Origin of the sequence: Labrys monachus (genome assembly GCF_030814655.1) — a bacterium.
Classification (GTDB): domain Bacteria; phylum Pseudomonadota; class Alphaproteobacteria; order Rhizobiales; family Labraceae; genus Labrys; species Labrys monacha.
Genome location: NZ_JAUSVK010000001.1, coordinates 33,581 through 49,170 on the forward strand (window position 1 = coordinate 33,581; position 15,590 = coordinate 49,170).

The 15,590-nt window shown below is 64.5% G+C and carries 14 protein-coding genes and 1 tRNA gene; 6 read left to right on the forward strand and 9 right to left on the reverse strand.

Going from position 1 to position 15,590, the window contains the following annotated elements:
* Window positions 1-80: 80 nt before the first annotated feature.
* Window positions 81-2,642: a GcvT family protein gene (locus tag J3R73_RS00150; RefSeq protein ID WP_307421346.1), complete on the reverse strand. Its 2,562-nt coding sequence runs from the start codon at window positions 2,640-2,642 to the stop codon at window positions 81-83.
* A gap of 424 nt (window positions 2,643-3,066) precedes the next feature.
* Here J3R73_RS00150 and J3R73_RS00155 point away from each other — a divergent pair, with 424 nt between their 5' ends.
* The 4 genes from J3R73_RS00155 to J3R73_RS00170 all read left to right on the forward strand — a co-directional run bounded on the left by J3R73_RS00155 (window position 3,067) and on the right by J3R73_RS00170 (window position 6,821).
* On the forward strand, window positions 3,067-3,819 hold the full coding sequence (locus J3R73_RS00155; RefSeq protein ID WP_307421348.1) for a metallophosphoesterase family protein: 753 nt from the start codon (window positions 3,067-3,069) through the stop codon (window positions 3,817-3,819).
* 54 nt (window positions 3,820-3,873) lie between these two features.
* A complete protein-coding gene (locus J3R73_RS00160) occupies window positions 3,874-4,608 on the forward strand; it encodes a metallophosphoesterase family protein (RefSeq protein ID WP_307421349.1) in 735 nt (244 codons plus the stop codon).
* 262 nt (window positions 4,609-4,870) lie between these two features.
* A protein-coding gene (locus tag J3R73_RS00165; RefSeq protein WP_307421350.1) for an IS630 family transposase occupies window positions 4,871-5,826 on the forward strand; the annotation gives its coding sequence in 2 pieces (ribosomal slippage) (window positions 4,871-5,219 and window positions 5,219-5,826; 957 coding nt in all).
* A 254-nt stretch (window positions 5,827-6,080) separates the two neighbouring features.
* Window positions 6,081-6,821, forward strand: coding sequence for a metallophosphoesterase family protein (locus J3R73_RS00170; protein WP_307421352.1), 741 nt, complete (start codon window positions 6,081-6,083; stop codon window positions 6,819-6,821).
* Window positions 6,822-7,079: 258 nt separating this feature from the next.
* Here J3R73_RS00170 and J3R73_RS00175 read toward each other — a convergent pair whose 3' ends face one another.
* From J3R73_RS00175 to J3R73_RS00185, 3 genes are all read right to left on the reverse strand, one after another.
* Entirely contained in the window at window positions 7,080-7,640 is a 561-nt protein-coding gene (locus J3R73_RS00175) for an HNH endonuclease (protein WP_307436964.1), read from the reverse strand.
* A 188-nt stretch (window positions 7,641-7,828) separates the two neighbouring features.
* Window positions 7,829-8,371 carry a gamma-glutamylcyclotransferase gene (locus J3R73_RS00180; RefSeq protein ID WP_307421354.1) on the reverse strand — a complete coding sequence of 181 codons (543 nt, stop codon included), beginning with the start codon at window positions 8,369-8,371 and terminating at the stop codon, window positions 7,829-7,831.
* Window positions 8,368-9,246 (reverse strand): N-formylglutamate amidohydrolase, encoded by an 879-nt coding sequence (locus J3R73_RS00185; protein ID WP_307421356.1) that lies wholly within the window; start codon window positions 9,244-9,246, stop codon window positions 8,368-8,370. The genes J3R73_RS00180 and J3R73_RS00185 overlap by 4 nt, the downstream gene beginning before the upstream one ends.
* A gap of 222 nt (window positions 9,247-9,468) precedes the next feature.
* Between J3R73_RS00185 and cpdR the strand changes: the two genes are divergently transcribed.
* Entirely contained in the window at window positions 9,469-9,831 is a 363-nt protein-coding gene (gene cpdR, locus J3R73_RS00190) for a cell cycle two-component system response regulator CpdR (protein WP_307421358.1), read from the forward strand.
* Window positions 9,832-9,908: 77 nt separating this feature from the next.
* Window positions 9,909-9,983 (forward strand) — tRNA-Val (locus tag J3R73_RS00195).
* Window positions 9,984-10,089: 106 nt separating this feature from the next.
* Here the strand turns inward: J3R73_RS00195 and J3R73_RS00200 are convergent.
* The 5 genes from J3R73_RS00200 to J3R73_RS00220 form a co-directional block, all read right to left on the reverse strand.
* Complete coding sequence (locus J3R73_RS00200; protein WP_307421361.1) at window positions 10,090-11,271, reverse strand: serine hydrolase domain-containing protein; 1,182 nt, start codon at window positions 11,269-11,271, stop codon at window positions 10,090-10,092.
* Window positions 11,272-11,279: 8 nt separating this feature from the next.
* A complete protein-coding gene (locus tag J3R73_RS00205; RefSeq protein WP_307421363.1) occupies window positions 11,280-12,074 on the reverse strand; it encodes an ABC transporter permease in 795 nt (264 codons plus the stop codon).
* A gap of 4 nt (window positions 12,075-12,078) precedes the next feature.
* The gene (locus tag J3R73_RS00210) at window positions 12,079-12,909 is read right to left on the reverse strand and encodes an ABC transporter permease (RefSeq protein ID WP_307421365.1); all 831 of its coding nucleotides are present in this window, start codon (window positions 12,907-12,909) and stop codon (window positions 12,079-12,081) included.
* Between the two features lie 130 nt (window positions 12,910-13,039).
* Window positions 13,040-14,152, reverse strand: a complete 1,113-nt coding sequence (locus tag J3R73_RS00215; protein WP_307436967.1) for an extracellular solute-binding protein — start codon at window positions 14,150-14,152, stop codon at window positions 13,040-13,042.
* Between the two features lie 45 nt (window positions 14,153-14,197).
* The gene (locus J3R73_RS00220) at window positions 14,198-15,379 is read right to left on the reverse strand and encodes an ABC transporter ATP-binding protein (RefSeq protein ID WP_307421367.1); all 1,182 of its coding nucleotides are present in this window, start codon (window positions 15,377-15,379) and stop codon (window positions 14,198-14,200) included.
* Window positions 15,380-15,590 lie beyond the last annotated feature (211 nt).

Sequence of the window (15,590 nt, forward strand, 5' to 3'; positions counted from 1 at the left end):
CCCCGTTGCCGTCGCGGGATGCGCCGGAACACGGCGGATATTAAGGATGGCTGGCGTTATTCAGCTGTGATCGCGGACGGCTAGCTCCGCGGCTTCAGGTTTTCAGGGTCATACAGCGGCTTGTAGCCGATGCCGACCACCTCGACCGGATAGGTCTCGGCGAAATATTCGACGCTGAGCTTGCGGCCCTCCTGGCAATAGGCCCATGGCAGATAGGCCAAAGCGATGTTCTTGCCGATGGTCGGGCCGAAGGCGATGGAGGTGGTGTAGGAGCGGCGGCCGAGTTCGTCGACCAGCACCTTGCCGGTGTCGGCGTCCATGACCGGCAGGGTGCCGACGGGATAGCGCTTGACGCCCTTGCTGTCGGTGTTGTCGGTCATCACCAGCGTGCAGAGCATGGCCGGCTGGTGCGCGCGCGCCTTGTATTCGAGGTGCCTGGCCTTGCCGCGGAAGTCGGCTTCCTTGACCTTGGGGCGGGCGAGGTCGGCCTCGATGAGGTTGTACTGGGTGAGCAGGTCGACGTTCTGCAGGCGCAGGCTCTTTTCCAGGCGGCGGGAGTTGGCATAGGTCTCGACGCCGAAGGCCATGACGCCGGTGGCGCGCAGCGCATCCCAGACCGCAAGCCCGTCCTCATATTTCATGTGCAGCTCCCAGCCCTGCTCGCCGACATAGGAGATGCGGAAGGCGGTGACCGGCCGGCCGGCGATCTCGATCGGCCGGATCGCGGCGAAGGGGAAGTTTGCCGCATCGAGCCCGGCCGGGTCCGCCACCACCTTCTTCAGCGTGTCGCGGGCATTCGGGCCCCAGATGCCGATGGTGATGTATTTCTCGGAGACGTCGGTGACGGTGACGTCGAGGCCCCTGTCCTCGGCGAGGCGCTTGACATAATGGAAGTCGCGCGGGCCGGCATCGGCGCCGTCGACGACGCGGCAGCGATCGGCCATGCGGATGACGGTGAGGTCGGCACGCACCATGCCCTCGTCGTCGAGGAAATGGGTGTAGATGCCCTTGCCGATATTGGCATCGCCGCCGATCCTGGCGGCGCAGATCCATTCCATCAGTTCGACATGGTCGGGCCCTTCGACGTCGAACATGTAGAAATGGCTGAGATTGACGATGCCGCAATCCTCGCTCATGGCGAGATGCTCGGCATTGGAAACGCGCCAGAAATGGCGGTTGTCCCACTCGTTCTCGCGCACCGGCACCTGGTTGCCGTATTTTTCGAGCAGATGCTCGTTGGCGGCATAGCCATGGGCGCGTTCCCAGCCGCCGAGCTCCATGAAATAGCCGCCGAGTTCCTTCTCGCGCTCATGGAAGGGCGAGCGCTTGGCGTTGCGGCCGCTGGCATAGGGCTCGCGCGGATGGACGGCCGGGAAATAGATCTTCTGCGCCGCTTCGAAGCAGCGGCCCTCGATGAACTTCTCTTCCGTCTGGTGCGGGTAGAAGCGCGCATAATCGATGCTGGCGTGGTCGACCCCGGTGCGGCCGTCGGTCATCCAGTCGGCGATCAGCTTGCCGTAGCCCGGCCCGTCCTTGACCCAGATGGCGACGCAATACCACAGGCCGCGCACCTTCTGGCTCTCGCCGCAGGACGGACCGCCGGCGGCGGAGACCTGCAGCAGGCCGTTGAAGGAATGGCCTTCATTGTAGCCGAGCTCGCCGAGGATCGGCGTCAGCTCCATGGCCCGTTCGAGCGGCTCGATGATCTGTTCCATGTCGAGGTCGCGCTGCGAGGGCGACAGGCGCGCCTGGTGCTTTTCGAGGATATCGCGCGGATGGCACAGGCGCGGAGCCTTGGTCTCGTAATAGCCCCATTCGATCTGGCCGCCTTCCGTGGTGGCGGGATCGCCGGTGTCGCGCATATAGGCGGAGTTGCCCTGGTCGCGCAGCAGGGGATAGCCGATCTCCTTGCCGGTGCCGGCGAATTCATTGAACGGGCCGAAGAAGGTGAGCGGATGGTCGACCGGCATCACCGGCAGGTCCTCGCCGACCATGCCCGCGATGAGGCGGCCCCACAGGCCGGCGCAGACCACGACATGGTCGGCCATGATCGTGCCGCGATGGGTGACGACGCCCTTGATGCGGCCTTTCTCGACGATCAGCGACTGGGCCGGCGTGTTGCCGTACATCGCCAGCTTGCCGGACTTCTCGGCGGCGTCGACGAGCTTGCCGGCGACCGTCTGGGAGCGCGGGACGACGAGGCCGGCATCCGGGTCGAACATGCCGCCCTGGACCTGGTCTTCCTCGATCAGCGGGAACATCTGCTTGATCTCGGCGGGCGTCACCAGGCGGACATCGGTGCCGAAGGCCCTGCCGGACGAGATCTTGCGCCGGATCTCCGCCATCCAGGCGTCGTCGCCGGTGCGGGCGACTTCCAGGCCGCCGATGCGGGCGTAGTGGCCCATCTTCTCGTAGAAGTCGATGGAGTATTGCGTCGTCCAGACCGAGAGATAGTCGTGGCTGGTGGTGTAGCAGAAGTCCGAGGCATGCGCCGTCGAGCCGATGTCGGTCGGGATGCCCGACTTGTCGATGCCGACGATGTCGTCCCATCCCCGCTCGATGAGGTGATGGGCGACCGAGGCCCCGACGATGCCGCCCAGGCCGATGATGACAACCTTCGCCTTTTCGGGGAACGCAGACATGAGTCACTCCTTTTCGCCGGCACCTCTTCGCATGAAGGCCGCGGCGGCGTTGTTGTATATCAGGCCCATGATGTCATCGGGCCGACGCCTCCCGGCATGGGGCGTCCGGGATCGCGGCCGATCCCGCGCGGCTCTTGGAAACGTCGGGGCGGCAGGATAGGAAGAAGCGGACGGGGACGTCCACAGCCGTCGGCCTTGCGACGATGACGCGACTGCCCTTCTCCCGATCGGGAGAAGGTGGCGCGAAGCGCCGGATGAGGGTCTGAGATTCGACAATCGGAGCACGGCGACGAAGCTCTCTTGTCCGGGTGAGACCCTCATCCCCCTGCCGGGAGCTTCTCCCGATCGGGAGAAGCAGGCTATTTCGCCGACGCCTGTGGACGTCTCTTCCGCGTTCCCCAGGAACCCGCACCCGGACAAGGTGATGCCGAAGAAAGCCGGCACGAAGCTCGTGCCTTTTCCCGAACCGCCCGCCGTGCCGCCCGACATCGCCGTCGTGGCGATCGGCGACGTGCATGGCCGGCTCGATCTGCTGGTTCCCGTGCTCGACCGCATCGAGCGCCGCGCCGCGCAGACGGCCGGCATCCGCCATATCGTCGTCAGCCTCGGGGACCTCATCGACCGCGGCCCCGATTCGTCCGGCGTGATCGAGCGGATGATGGCGGGGGTGGCGGGGTGCGACCTCGTCGTCCTCCGGGGCAATCACGAGGACGCGCTGCTCGGCTTCCTCGACGAGAAGCCGATCGGCGACGCCTGGCGCAGCTTCTTCGGCGCCGAGGCCTTCCTGCAGAGCTACGGCATCGCCAGCCGGCAGAATTTCCGCGAGGAGAAGGCGATGCCGCAATTGCGCGAGGATCTCCTCGCCGCCATGCCCCAGGCCCATATCGATTTCCTGCGCAGCCTGCCGAGCCATGCCGTCTTCGGCGACTATTTCTTCGTCCATGCCGGCGTGCGGCCCGGCGTGTCCCTGGCCGAGCAGGAGGAGCGGGACCTGGTGTGGATCCGCGACGAGTTCCTCAATTCCAAGCAGCGTTTCGAGAAGAAGATCGTGCACGGCCATACGCCGGTGCGCAAGCCGGACTTCAACCGCAACCGCATCAATCTCGACACCAAGGCCTATGCCTCGGGCAAGCTCACGGCGGCCTTGTTCGAGGGGACGGCGGTGACGATTTTCTGACGTTGCCGGTATCGGCGTGTATTCTGCTGCCGGCAAACAAGAGGAGCCGCGGGGATGCCAGGCCAAAAGGACGCCGCCGAGGAGGCGCGCCTGCCGGACGACGTCAGCATCGTCGCCTTCGGCGACGTCCATGGCTGCTTCGACAAGCTCGAGCCCTTGCTGGAGCGCATCGCGGAGCGGGCGGCGGCATCGCCGCAACGGCGCCATATCGCGGTCTCCGTGGGCGATCTCGTCGATCGCGGCCCGGATTCGGCGCCGGTGGTGGACCGGCTGGCGGGCGGCCTGCCCGGCTGCGAGCTCGTCGTGCTGCGCGGCAATCACGAAGCGATGATGCTCGATTTCCTCCGCAGCGGCGAGGGCGCGGAGAACTGGCTGCGCAATGGCGGCCTGCACACGCTGGCGAGCTACGGCGTCGATCTGGCGACGATGGCGGCCGAAGGCGTGGGCGCCGACGGCCTGCGCCGGGCCTTTCTCGAAACGCTCCCCGCCCGCCATCTTTCCTTCCTGCTGGCGAGGCCGCTCAGTTTCGCATGCGGCGATTATTTCTTCGTCCATGCCGGCGTGCGGCCCGGCCGCCCGCTCGACCGCCAGGACGAGGAGGACCTGCTGTGGATCCGGGACGAGTTTCTCGAATGGGAGGGCAGCTTCGGCAAGAGGATCGTCCACGGCCATACGCCGGTCGAGGCGGCGACCTTCGCGCCCAACCGCATCAATCTCGATACCGGCGCCTGCTTCGGCGGCCCGCTCACCGCCGTGCTGATCGAGGGTGCGGAGGCGACCATCTTCTGAAAGACCGGGCCTCTTCACGCACCCGGGCGCCGAGGGACACCCCGGGTGCGCGGACGTCTCGTCCATAGGCGCTAACTTTGCCGACAATAGCGCGATTTTCCTTCTCCCATGCGGGACTTCGCATTTCCTGCGGAAATGCTGGGGGTGGCGCGAAGCGCCGGATGAGGGTCTAGAGCGGAATTTGTCTGAGTGGAATCGGAAGGGATTCCACTGGATGGCTTAGTGTGATTCATAGGTTTCCGGGCTATTCCGGAGATGAAGCATGACGAAGCGTGGTGAAGCCTATTCGCAGGATTTGCGAGATCGTGTGCTTGGGGCGCTGGATAGCGGGATGTCGGCGAGCACGATCGCACCAATCTTCAGGGTGAGTGTGTCCTACATCTACAAGGCGGCAGCGCGGCGGTGCGCGACGGGGGAGGTCAGTGCCCGCCCCCAGCGCAATCATGTTCCGCTCAAGCTTGCCAAGCATGAAGAGGTTCTGCGGGCCAAGGTCGCGGCGGATCCGGATGCGCGTGTCGCGGATCTGCGGGCCTGGGCGGAGGAAGAATTGGGGGTCAGCATCAGCCATGCCCCGATGTGGCATATGCTCAAGCGGCTTGGGCTGACATATAAAAAAAGACGATCCACGCCAGCGAGCAAAAACGCCCCGATGTCGCGGCCGCTCGCCGCAAATGGCACAGCAACCAAATCTGGCTGAGGCCCTCGCGTCTGGTCTTCATTGACGAGACCTGGGCCTCGACCGCGATGGCGCGCCACTACGGCAGGTGCAAGCGCGGACAGCGCCTGATCGACTACGTGCCGCATGGCCATTGGAAAACCACGACCTTCATTGGCGCTCTGCGCAGCGGGGGATTGACAGCTCCCTGCGTGCTCGACGGCCCAGTCAACGGCGATTGCTTCAAGGCCTATGTCGCGCAGATCCTCGTTCCCACCCTCAATTACGGCGATATCGTCATCATGGACAATCTGAGCAGCCACAAAGTCCCGGGTGTGCGCCAAGCCATCGAGGCCGCAGGGGCGGAACTGCTTTACTTGCCCGCCTACTCCCCCGATCTCAATCCGATCGAGAACCTCTTCGCAAAGCTCAAAGCTCTCCTGCGCGCGGCTGCAACCCGATCCATCCACGATCTCTGGGACGAAATCGCCAAAACTCTCCCGCGCTTCTCCCCGTCCGAATGCAGAAATTACTTCTCTAATGCTGGATATTCTACAGTCTGAACAATTTCGCTCTAGACTTCTGCAATTCCAGCGCAACTATTGAGCTATCTGCGTTGAAATTTAGACCCTCATCCCCCTACCGGGACCTTCTCCCGACCCGGGAGAAGGCGGATAATTTTTGTATCTCGGCGCCCGTGAACACCCTGTCCGCGCACCCGGGCGGGATGCGGGCGGAGCATCCCCGCAGGCGTCTGCGGCAGATTCGCCGCATCCTTTTGTTGCCGGGACGAGGCGGATCGCTCTATGTTTGCGCCATGCATCAGACGAATACGGCTTTTTCCGATCCGCCGCGTGTGCCGGCGGGCTTCAGCATCATTGCCTTCGGCGACGTCCACGGCCATCTCGACCTGATGGAGGCGATCCTGTTGAAGGCGCAGGCCCATGCCGCCCGCCATCCCGACAGGCGCCACATCGTCATCAGCCTCGGCGATCTCGTCGACCGCGGGCCGGATTCGGCCGGCGTGGTGGCGCGGGTGATGGCCACGGTGCCGGGCTGCGAGCTGATCGTCCTCAGGGGCAATCACGAGACGCTGATGATGGCCTTCCTCGACGGCGACCCCGAGGCGACGACATGGCTGAGCTGGGGTGGCCTGGCGACGCTGCAGAGCTACGGCGTCGACACCGAGGGCGCGAGCCTGCTGTCGGCCGGCGACGTCGAGCATCTGCGCGAACGCTTCCGCGCCCGGATGGTGACGACCCATCTCGACTTCCTGCGCACGCGGCCGCTCAGCGTCAGCTTCGGCGATTATTTCTTCGTGCATGCCGGCGTGCGCCCGGGCGTGCCCCTGAACCTGCAGGCGGAACAGGACCTGATCTGGATCCGCGACGAATTCCTGCTCTCGGCCGAGCGCCACGAGAAGAAGGTGGTGCACGGCCATACCCCGGCCGAGGCGCCCGAGATCCTCGACAACCGCGTCAACCTCGACACCGGCGCCTGCTATGGCGGCGTGCTGTCGGCGGCGCTGTTCGAGGACGACCGGGTGGAGATCCTGTAGGTTCCCGGGCGCGGGACATTCTGTCCATGGTCGCTGAGTTTACAGAAAATAGCGCGCTTTCCTTCTCCCGGACGGGAGAAGGTGGCGCATAGCGCCGGATGAGGGTCTATACTTCCACAATTCAAGCGCAACCATTGAGCCATCTGCGTTGAGGTTTGGACCCTCATCCCCCTACCGGGACCTTCTCCCGGACGGGAGAAGGCGGACAATCTTCGTATCTCAGCGCCCATGGACAGGATGTCTGCGCTCCCGGGGGGCCTACGGCTCCAGCTCGGTATCCCAGTAGAGATAGTCGAGCCAGCTCTCATGCAAATAGTTCGGCGGGAAGTGCCGCCCGTTCTGGTGCAGGTCGCTCAGCGTCGGCGCATAGGGCTTCTGGTGCGGATGCATGCCGGCCTCGGCCGGCATGGCGCCGCCCTTGCGCAGGTTGCAGGGCGAGCAGGCGGCGACGACGTTCTCCCATGTCGTCTGGCCGCCGCGCGAGCGGGGAATGACGTGGTCGAAGGTCAGGTCGTTGCGCGTGCCGCAATATTGGCAGGTGAAGCAGTCGCGCAGGAACACGTTGAAGCGGGTGAAGGCCGGGTTGCGGCTCGGCTTCACATAGGTCTTGAGGCAGACGACGGACGGCAGCCGGAACTCGAAGGTGGGGCTGCGGACGACCTTGTCATATTCGGAGATGATGGTCACGCGGTCGAGGAACACGGCCTTGATCGCATCCTGCCACGACCAGAGCGACAGCGGATAATAGGACAGCGGACGGTAATCGGCGTTCAGCACGAGGGCTGGGCATGCCTCGGGCGAAACCGACGGATGAAACACGGCAGGCGACACATGCGCCGTCACGACGCTCTCCTGACCTCATTCATTCGGCCGAAAGCCGATTCGACCGATCGATACAATAATGTAGGGTCAACATGTCGGCCTTGTGAAGGGGGCAAATTTTGTCCGTCCGGTCTGGTCCCACCGGCGAAGGGACTTTCTTCGAAAGGCGACGCGCTCCCGGCGCCTCAGGCCCTGAGCCGGTGGGCCAGCCAGTCGAGCGTGCGGTCGGCGATGCCGAGCTCGACCAGATGGTCGTGCGTCGCCAGCACATAGTCCGGATTGGCGCCCGACAGGCCGACGCCGCCGCGCACCACTTCCAGCAGCGTCTCGTCCGGCAGCCTGCCGCAATATTGGCGGTGCGTGCGGTCCGCCCGGTAGGCGAGCGCCCGCACCTTGCGGCCGTCGTCGAACGCCACCTCGTGGACGGTCTCGATATAGACGCTGGTGGCCTGCTCGCGGCGGCGCAGATAGTCGACCGTCTCGGCCCAGCGCTCGGGCGCCACGCGGAAGGCGACGCCGCGGCACGAGCCGCCGCGGTCGAGGCCGAGCACCAGGCCCGGCCGTTCCGGCGTGCCGCGATGGACATGCGACCAGATGCACAGCGCCCGGTGCAGCCCGCGGACGACCGCGCTCCGGCGCTCCTCATAGGCGAAGCCCGGGTTCCACATCAGCGAGCCGTAGCCGAAGACCCAGTCGGCGGCCGGCAGAGGCGAGGCGGCGTGGTTCACTCGGCCGCCAGATGGAAGGCGTCGAGATAATGGAAGGGCAGGGCGGCGAGCGCGTCGCGCAGCGACGCCAGGTCCCGCTTCAGCCGGTCGAAGGCCGGCAGCAGGGAGAAATCCTGCTCGTTCATATAGATCGCCCGGTTGATCTCGACCTGCACGACATGGAAGCCGCCACCCGGATTGCCGTAATGCTCGGTGATGAAGCCGCCGGCATAGGGCTTGTTGCGCGCCACCGTATAGCCGAGCGCGCGCAGCGTATCGTCGGCACAGTCCATGATCAGCGGCGAGCAGCTCGTGCCGTAGCGGTCGCCCAGCACGATGTCGGCGCGCGGACGCTCGTCGCGCGCCAGCCCGCAGGAGGGCATGGAATGGCAATCGACCAGCAGCGCCACCCCGAACTCGCGATGGATGCGGCCGAACAGGCGCCGCAGCGTGCGGTGATAGGGCTTGTAGAGCACCTCGATGCGGTGGAGCGCCTCGTCGACCGACAGGCGCCGGGCATAGATCTCCTGCGATTCGCTCACCACGCGCGCCAGCGTGCCGAGCCCGCCGGCCACCCTGAGCGAGCGCGTATTGGCGTAGTTCGGCAGGCGGCCCTCGAACATGCGCGGATCGAGCTCATAGGGCTCGCGGTTGACGTCGAGATAGGCGCGCGGAAAGCGGGCGCACATCAGCGCCGTGCCGCTGGCGGCGACGTCGGCGAGGAGGAGGTCCACGAAGGCGTCCTCGGAGCGGCGCAGCGCCAGCGCGTCGAGGCGCGATTCGGCCAGGAAGGATCGCGGATAGATCCGCCCCGAATGGGGAGAGTTGAACAGCAGGGGCGCCGTATAGGCCGCCGGCTCGACCACGTCGAAGGGGGGGCTGAGCTCGATTTCCATGTGATGACGTTATCCGCTCCGGCACGCCGGACATTGCCGGCCAGAAAATCACGGGCGCCGGCGCATCACAAGCAAAACCTGCCGCAAATTTCCATTTTCGGCCATGATCGGGGCAGACCCTGGGGAGTTAACCGTAATGCGATCTAAACGAAGCATTTACCCTGACGACGCTTTATAGAGACCGAATTCGCTCCGGGCCCGCCGGGGAAGCAGGACGCCAGCATGAACAAGATCCTCCTCGCAGAAGATGACAACGATATGCGCCGCTTTCTGGTGCGGGCCCTGCAGAATGCCGGGCATGAGGTGGTCTCCTACGACAACGGGCTGTCGGCCTATCACCGCCTGCGCGAGGAGCCGTTCGAGCTGCTGCTGACCGACATCGTCATGCCGGAGATGGACGGGATCGAGCTCGCGCGCCGCGCGACCGAACTCGATCCCGACATCAAGGTGATGTTCATCACGGGGTTTGCGGCCGTCGCCCTCAATCCGGATTCGCAGGCGCCCAAGGACGCCAAGGTGCTGTCGAAGCCCTTCCACCTCAAGGATCTCGTCAACGAAGTCGACAAGCTTTTGAAGGCGGCGTGACCCCAACGAAAGATTTGCGGCGGAGCGGCTTGCATGGCTTCCTTCAAACTGCTATCAGGCCGGCCTCCGCAAGCGATGGGCGCGTAGCTCAGCGGGAGAGCACTACGTTGACATCGTAGGGGTCACAGGTTCAATCCCTGTCGCGCCCACCATCGCTTTCTTGTTCCAGGGCACCGAAACAACGGTGACCTCCACGGTGGTGCGAAGTCACCCGGGCTGTTGATCTCACGGGGCTTCCGCGCTGCGGACGCGCTGATGTCAGCCGAATCCGGCGCTCGAGCGCACGCAGCCATGGAGGGCGGCGAGCAGCGAGCTCGACCTTGGATCCCTGCCTTCGGATTCGAGAAGCGTGTTCGTGACATAGGAGAAGCCGGTTCTCAGTTCCGGCCAGGCGCCATGCATCGAGCCGCCCGCGCCGTCATGGCCGAAGGCGACTGCAGCCTCGCCGAAGGGCGCCGCTTCCGTCTGAAGCTGGAAGCCGACACCATAGGCCAGCTCCCGCTTGAGATAGGGCTCGACCCCTCGGGCGAGACATTCGGCACCCTGCCCGATGGTCTGGGGCGAGAGGATGCGGATCCCGTCCCTCTCTCCACCCCGCGCAAGGCATCCATAGAACAGCGCCAGGGCCCGTGCGGAGGCGATGCCGTTGCCGGCCGGGATTTCCGCCGCCCGCCAGCTTCGCGTGTTCATGGCGAGGGGGTCGGCCGAGAACCGGGGAGGATTGTCCCAGATCGACCAGGCGAGGCGGTCTGTCCCCGGCGTTTCCTGCGCTTGGGCACCGAAGCCGGGACCGCGTTCGAGCACCGCCACGCGGGTCTCCTGGTCGGCGGGAAGTCCGATCCAGGCGTCCAGACCCAGGGGCCGGGCGACATCCTCCGCGAACATCCGGCCGACGCTGCGGCCATCGATGCGCCGGATCAGTTCGCCGCAAAGCCAGCCGAAAGTCAGGGCGTGGTAATGGAGCTGCGTTCCGGGCTCGCCGATCGGCGCCTGGCCGGCAAGCAACTGCGCCATGCGGACATCGTCCGTCGCCTCGTCGACCGTCACCGGTGTCATGAGGCCGGGGAGGCAGGCCTGATGAGAAACGACATGCCGTACGAGCATCCGATCCTTCCCGCATGCGGCGAATTCGGGCCAATAGGCGCATACCGGTCGATCGAGTTCGATCCGGCCGCGCTCCAGAAGCAGCAGCATGCAGGTTGCGACGAGGCCCTTGGTCCCGGAGAAGATCGCGGCGATGGTGTCGGAACGCCAGGGACGGCCGCTGGTCCGGTCGGCCTGGCCGCCCCAGACATCGACCACGATCTCCCCGTCGACGACCGCGGCGAAAGCGGCCCCCGAGTCGCCTCGCTCGTGGAAGTTGGTCCGGAACTGCTCGGCCACGGCATCGTAGCCGGGCGAGACGAAGCCATGCATTGGGCTGCCGCGTTCGTCGTTCATCGGAAACCTCATGCTCTTCTCAGAGGGGATCGGCCCTCCACCGCCAGCTTGACGGCGACTGCGGCCATGGTCACCACGATGAGCAGGACCGATATGGCGGCGATGACCGGGTCGATGTTCTCGCGAAGCCCCGACCATATGCGGCGCGGCAGGGTGATGATTTCGGTCGACGTGACGAAAAGGGTGACCGAGATCTCCTCCCATGACAGGATGAACGACAGGAAGGCCGCGGAGAGGATGCCGAATTTGATGTTCGGCAGGACGATCCAGACCGTGGTCTGCCAGAGGGAGGCGCCCATGTTCCGCGACGCCAATTCGAGCCTTCTGTCCACCTGGCTGAGGGCGACCATCAGGGTGACGACGGCATAGGGCACCGCCATGACCGTGTGGGCGACGACCACTCCACCCAGGGTGTCGTAGAGCGAGGTTCTCGTCTCGAAGAAATAGAGCACCAGAGCGGAGATGATCGGCGGCACCGCCATGGGAAGAAGGACGAGGGCGACGAGAGGCCGGGTCAGCGCCGACTGCCGGTACCAGATGCCGACGCTGAACAGGATAGCGAGGAACGTCGAAAGCGCTGCCGCCGCGAGGCCTATGGAAAAGCTCGTCCAGATGCTGCCGAGCCATTCCGGCCCCTCGATCAGTTCCTGGTAGTGCCGCAGCGACCAATTGCCTTCCGGCATGGATAGATAGCGCTTGCTGGTGAAGGAAACCGGCACGACGGCCAGCAGCGGCAGCAGCAGAAAGATCATCGCCGCATAGGCGAAGACGGTGCTTGGACGCCCGGGTCCTTGGGAATGCATCTTCCTAGCCTATCAATGTTTCTACGCGGGTCAGCTTCGACAGCAACCAGATCATCGCCGACACGAACAGGAGGAGCACCACCGACAAGGCGGATCCGAGGCCCCAATCCGCGGTCTGGGACATCTGGGTGAAGATGTATTCGGCGAGCATGACGACACGCCCACCGCCGAGGATGGACGGCGTGATGAAGAAGCCGAGGGTGAAGACGAAGACGATGAAGAAGGCTCCAATCACGCCGGGCATCGAAAGGGGCAGGAAGACCTCGACAAATCTTCGGATGGGGCCGGCGCCCATGCCTCTGGCCGCGGCAGGAATTCTCGGATCGATCTGCCGCATCACCGACACGATCGGGAAGATCGCGAAGGGGATCATGAAATGGACCATGCCGATGACCACGCCGAGATCGTTCCGGACGAGCGTCAGGGGCTCGCTGATGAGATGGGCGGCCATCAGCCCGTCATTGATCAGCCCTTTCGGCCTCAAGACGATGAGCCAGCCAAACGCACGGATCAGGACTGAAATCCAGAAGGGAATGAGGACGCAGATCTCTATGAAACGCCGCCGCCAGAGCGGTCCGAAGACCCAATGATAGGCAAGCAGATACGCCACCATGACGGAAACGACGGTTGCCAGCAGGCAAATCCTGAGGGTGCGTCCCATGATGGCGTGTATATCGGGATCGACGAGGATCCTGACGTAATTGCCCAGACCGGGCGACGGCTCGGTGACACTCCAGTGGAACAGCCCGAGCAGCGGCAGGAGATACGAGACCGCCAGCAGCACCGGGAGCGGCGCCACGAAGACCGTCCATTCGAGAACCTTGCGTCTGTCCATTCTTCCCCGACCTGCACATCCTCAGGAGCCCATCCATCGATAGGTCGGCCGCGCGAGGCTCGGTGTCACCCGGCGCACCGATCTGCGCGGGGTGACGATGCCGAGTTGTCGCCGGCTGGCGGAACGCCTCTCAGTTGGCGATCATCGCGATGAACCGGTCCAGGGCCGCGCCGTAGTTCTTTCCGTACCATTCCATGTCGACCGAATGCATGATCTTCAGATGTTCCGGTTGCATGCAGTCGAACGGCTTGAGGTCCTCGGGAACCATCGCAGCCGCGGCGGGATTGGCGGGACTGCATCCGACGAGCCTCAGCAGCTCGATCTGAAGCGCGGGATCCTGCGCGGCGGCGATGAATTGATTGGCGATCTCGGCGCCTGCCGGGTTCTTGTTCATGTAGGACCATGACGACGGCGTCAGCAGCGCATCCTGGAAAGTGAAGGTGACGTCTCCGCCGGTATCCCGATGCACCAGCTGCGCGCGCGTACCCCAGAGCAGCCCGATCACCGCCTCGCCGTCGATGACAGCCTGCTGGCTCTCCGCTGCCGATCCCCAGAAGCTGACGATATTCGGCATGAAGTCCTTGATCTTCTTGAAGGCGCGATCAAGATCCATCGGATAGAGCTTGTCCGGACTGACCCCGTCGGCAAGCAGCGCTGCTTCCGGCGCACCGATCATATATTTCGGCAAGGTCCGTTTTCCCGGAAATTTTTCCGCGTCGAAGAAATCGGCCCACGTCTTCGGCGGATTGTCACCGAATTTCTTCTTATTGTAGACCATGACATACGTATTATAGTAGTTGGCTACGCCCCAATCGTGCCAATCGGAGCCGTGAATTTTTTCCTTCTTGACGATATTGTAGTCGATCTTGCCGAGGTAGCCTTTTTCTCCCAAGGTCTTGGAGGAAAAGAACTCGGTATCCATCACGTCCCAGGAGATTTTTCCGCCTTCGAACTGAGCCTTGACCGCCCCCTCCGTCGGGCCGGAGCCGTCGCTCTTCACCCGAATCCCCGTCGCCTTGGCGAAGGGGGCGGCAAAGGCCTTCTCGAAGGCTTTCGTGCCGTCGCCGCCCCAGGTGACCATCACCATTTCCTTTTCCTGGGCAGAGACGGCCCCGGATTGCAGGGCGAGCGCGCCCGCGCCCATGAGAGCGATCCCCCGCAGGAACGAGCGACGGTCGATCTCGCCGCGGTCCAGCTTGAGTTTCAGAATATCGAAGCAGTCTTTCTGGAATATCTCGTTCATCACCTTCACCGTTCTTCTCCCCTCTGGATTCGTGCGAACCGGCCGCTACTCCCGCGGCAGGATCATTCCGTGCTCCGGTTGCCAGGCAAGCCAGACCGACTGTCCCCATTGGGCGGAGTCGCGGGCCCACATCTCGGCCGGAATGGTCAATGAAAGCGATCGATCGCCGGCTCCGCCCGAGGAATGCAGGCTCAGCAGCACTGTGGCGCCATGGTATGCCACGCCGTCGATCACTGCCTGAACGGCGTTGAGCCCGGAAGGCTCGGCGACCGAAAGGCTCATATGCTCCGGCCTCACGCCGAGCACGACCGGACCGGCCGCATGTCCGGGCGCCGTCAGCAAGCGGTCGCCGAAGCGTCCCGCCACGATGCCGCCGGCCGATCCAGGCTCGCCGAGCGGGAACAGGTTAACCTGCCCCAGGAACTCCGCCACAAATCTGGAGCCGGGCCGAGTGTAGACATCCGCCGGTTTGCCGACCTGCATCAGCCGGCCGTGATTGAAGATCGCGACCCTGCTCGACAGTGCGAGCGCTTCCGACTGGTCGTGCGTGACGAAGACGAAGGTCGTCCGGAATTCGCGATGGATGCGCTGCAGTTCGATCTGGAGCTGCTCGCGAAGGGTCTTGTCGAGTGCCGAGAGAGGCTCGTCGAGCAGCAGGATGTCGGGGGAGAACACCAGCGCCCTGGCCAGGGCGACGCGCTGCTGCTGACCGCCGGACAGCTGCCTCGGCAGCTTGTCGGCATGGGCGGTCAATCCGACGCTTTCCAGAACCTGCGCGACCCTGCGGCTTCGATCGGCCGAGGGAACTTTCCGCACCCGCAAGGGGAACGATACGTTGCCGGCGACCGTCAGATGGGGAAACAGGGCATATCCCTGGAAGACCATGCCGAAATTGCGCTGCTCGGCCGGGCGATGCGTGACATCCTCGCCGCCCTGGACCAATTTCCCGCTGGACGGCGCGTCGAAGCCTGCGAGGATGTTGAGGAATGTCGACTTCCCCGAGCCCGACGGCCCGAGGAGCGTCAGGAACTCGCCTTTCTCGATGCCGATGGAGATGTCCTCCAGAGCCTGGAAGTCGCCGAAGCGACGGGAGATGGCGATGGCCTCGAGCTGGATGTGCGACGCCCGGCCTGCATCGACGCCGCCGGCGGGGGTTGCCTGCGAACCAATTCCCGCCGATTTGTTGCCGGCAAAGTTCCCGTCCCGGCGCGGCCGCGCTGCCGTCATGTTGTTCTCGACACCCTGCATTTAAAAGACTTTCGATGTGACGGCCTGGCCTCGAACTTCAACGCAAGGGGCATGCCAGTCGCAGTGCGCGGCCGAAACCACGATAATCGACCGAAATCCCGCATTTCGGGGCCGTCGAGTGAAGGCTCTGCGACTCCATTCTCGTAATTGAGACGCGTGGGAGGCGGGGTCGAGGCAGCCGCCGGAGTCG

Bases quoted from the DNA above. Each gene is read 5' to 3' on its own strand.
- J3R73_RS00150 (WP_307421346.1), bottom strand. From the start codon at position 2,642: ATGTCTGCGTTCCCCGAAAAGGCGAAGGTTGTCATCATCGGCCTGGGC.
- J3R73_RS00155 (WP_307421348.1), top strand. From the start codon at position 3,067: ATGCCGAAGAAAGCCGGCACGAAGCTCGTGCCTTTTCCCGAACCGCCC.
- J3R73_RS00160 (WP_307421349.1), top strand. From the start codon at position 3,874: ATGCCAGGCCAAAAGGACGCCGCCGAGGAGGCGCGCCTGCCGGACGAC.
- J3R73_RS00170 (WP_307421352.1), top strand. From the start codon at position 6,081: ATGCATCAGACGAATACGGCTTTTTCCGATCCGCCGCGTGTGCCGGCG.
- J3R73_RS00185 (WP_307421356.1), bottom strand. From the start codon at position 9,246: ATGGAAATCGAGCTCAGCCCCCCCTTCGACGTGGTCGAGCCGGCGGCC.
- cpdR (WP_307421358.1), top strand. From the start codon at position 9,469: ATGAACAAGATCCTCCTCGCAGAAGATGACAACGATATGCGCCGCTTT.
- J3R73_RS00200 (WP_307421361.1), bottom strand. From the start codon at position 11,271: ATGAACGACGAACGCGGCAGCCCAATGCATGGCTTCGTCTCGCCCGGC.
- J3R73_RS00205 (WP_307421363.1), bottom strand. From the start codon at position 12,074: ATGCATTCCCAAGGACCCGGGCGTCCAAGCACCGTCTTCGCCTATGCG.
- J3R73_RS00210 (WP_307421365.1), bottom strand. From the start codon at position 12,909: ATGGACAGACGCAAGGTTCTCGAATGGACGGTCTTCGTGGCGCCGCTC.
- J3R73_RS00215 (WP_307436967.1), bottom strand. From the start codon at position 14,152: ATGAACGAGATATTCCAGAAAGACTGCTTCGATATTCTGAAACTCAAG.
- J3R73_RS00220 (WP_307421367.1), bottom strand. From the start codon at position 15,379: ATGACGGCAGCGCGGCCGCGCCGGGACGGGAACTTTGCCGGCAACAAA.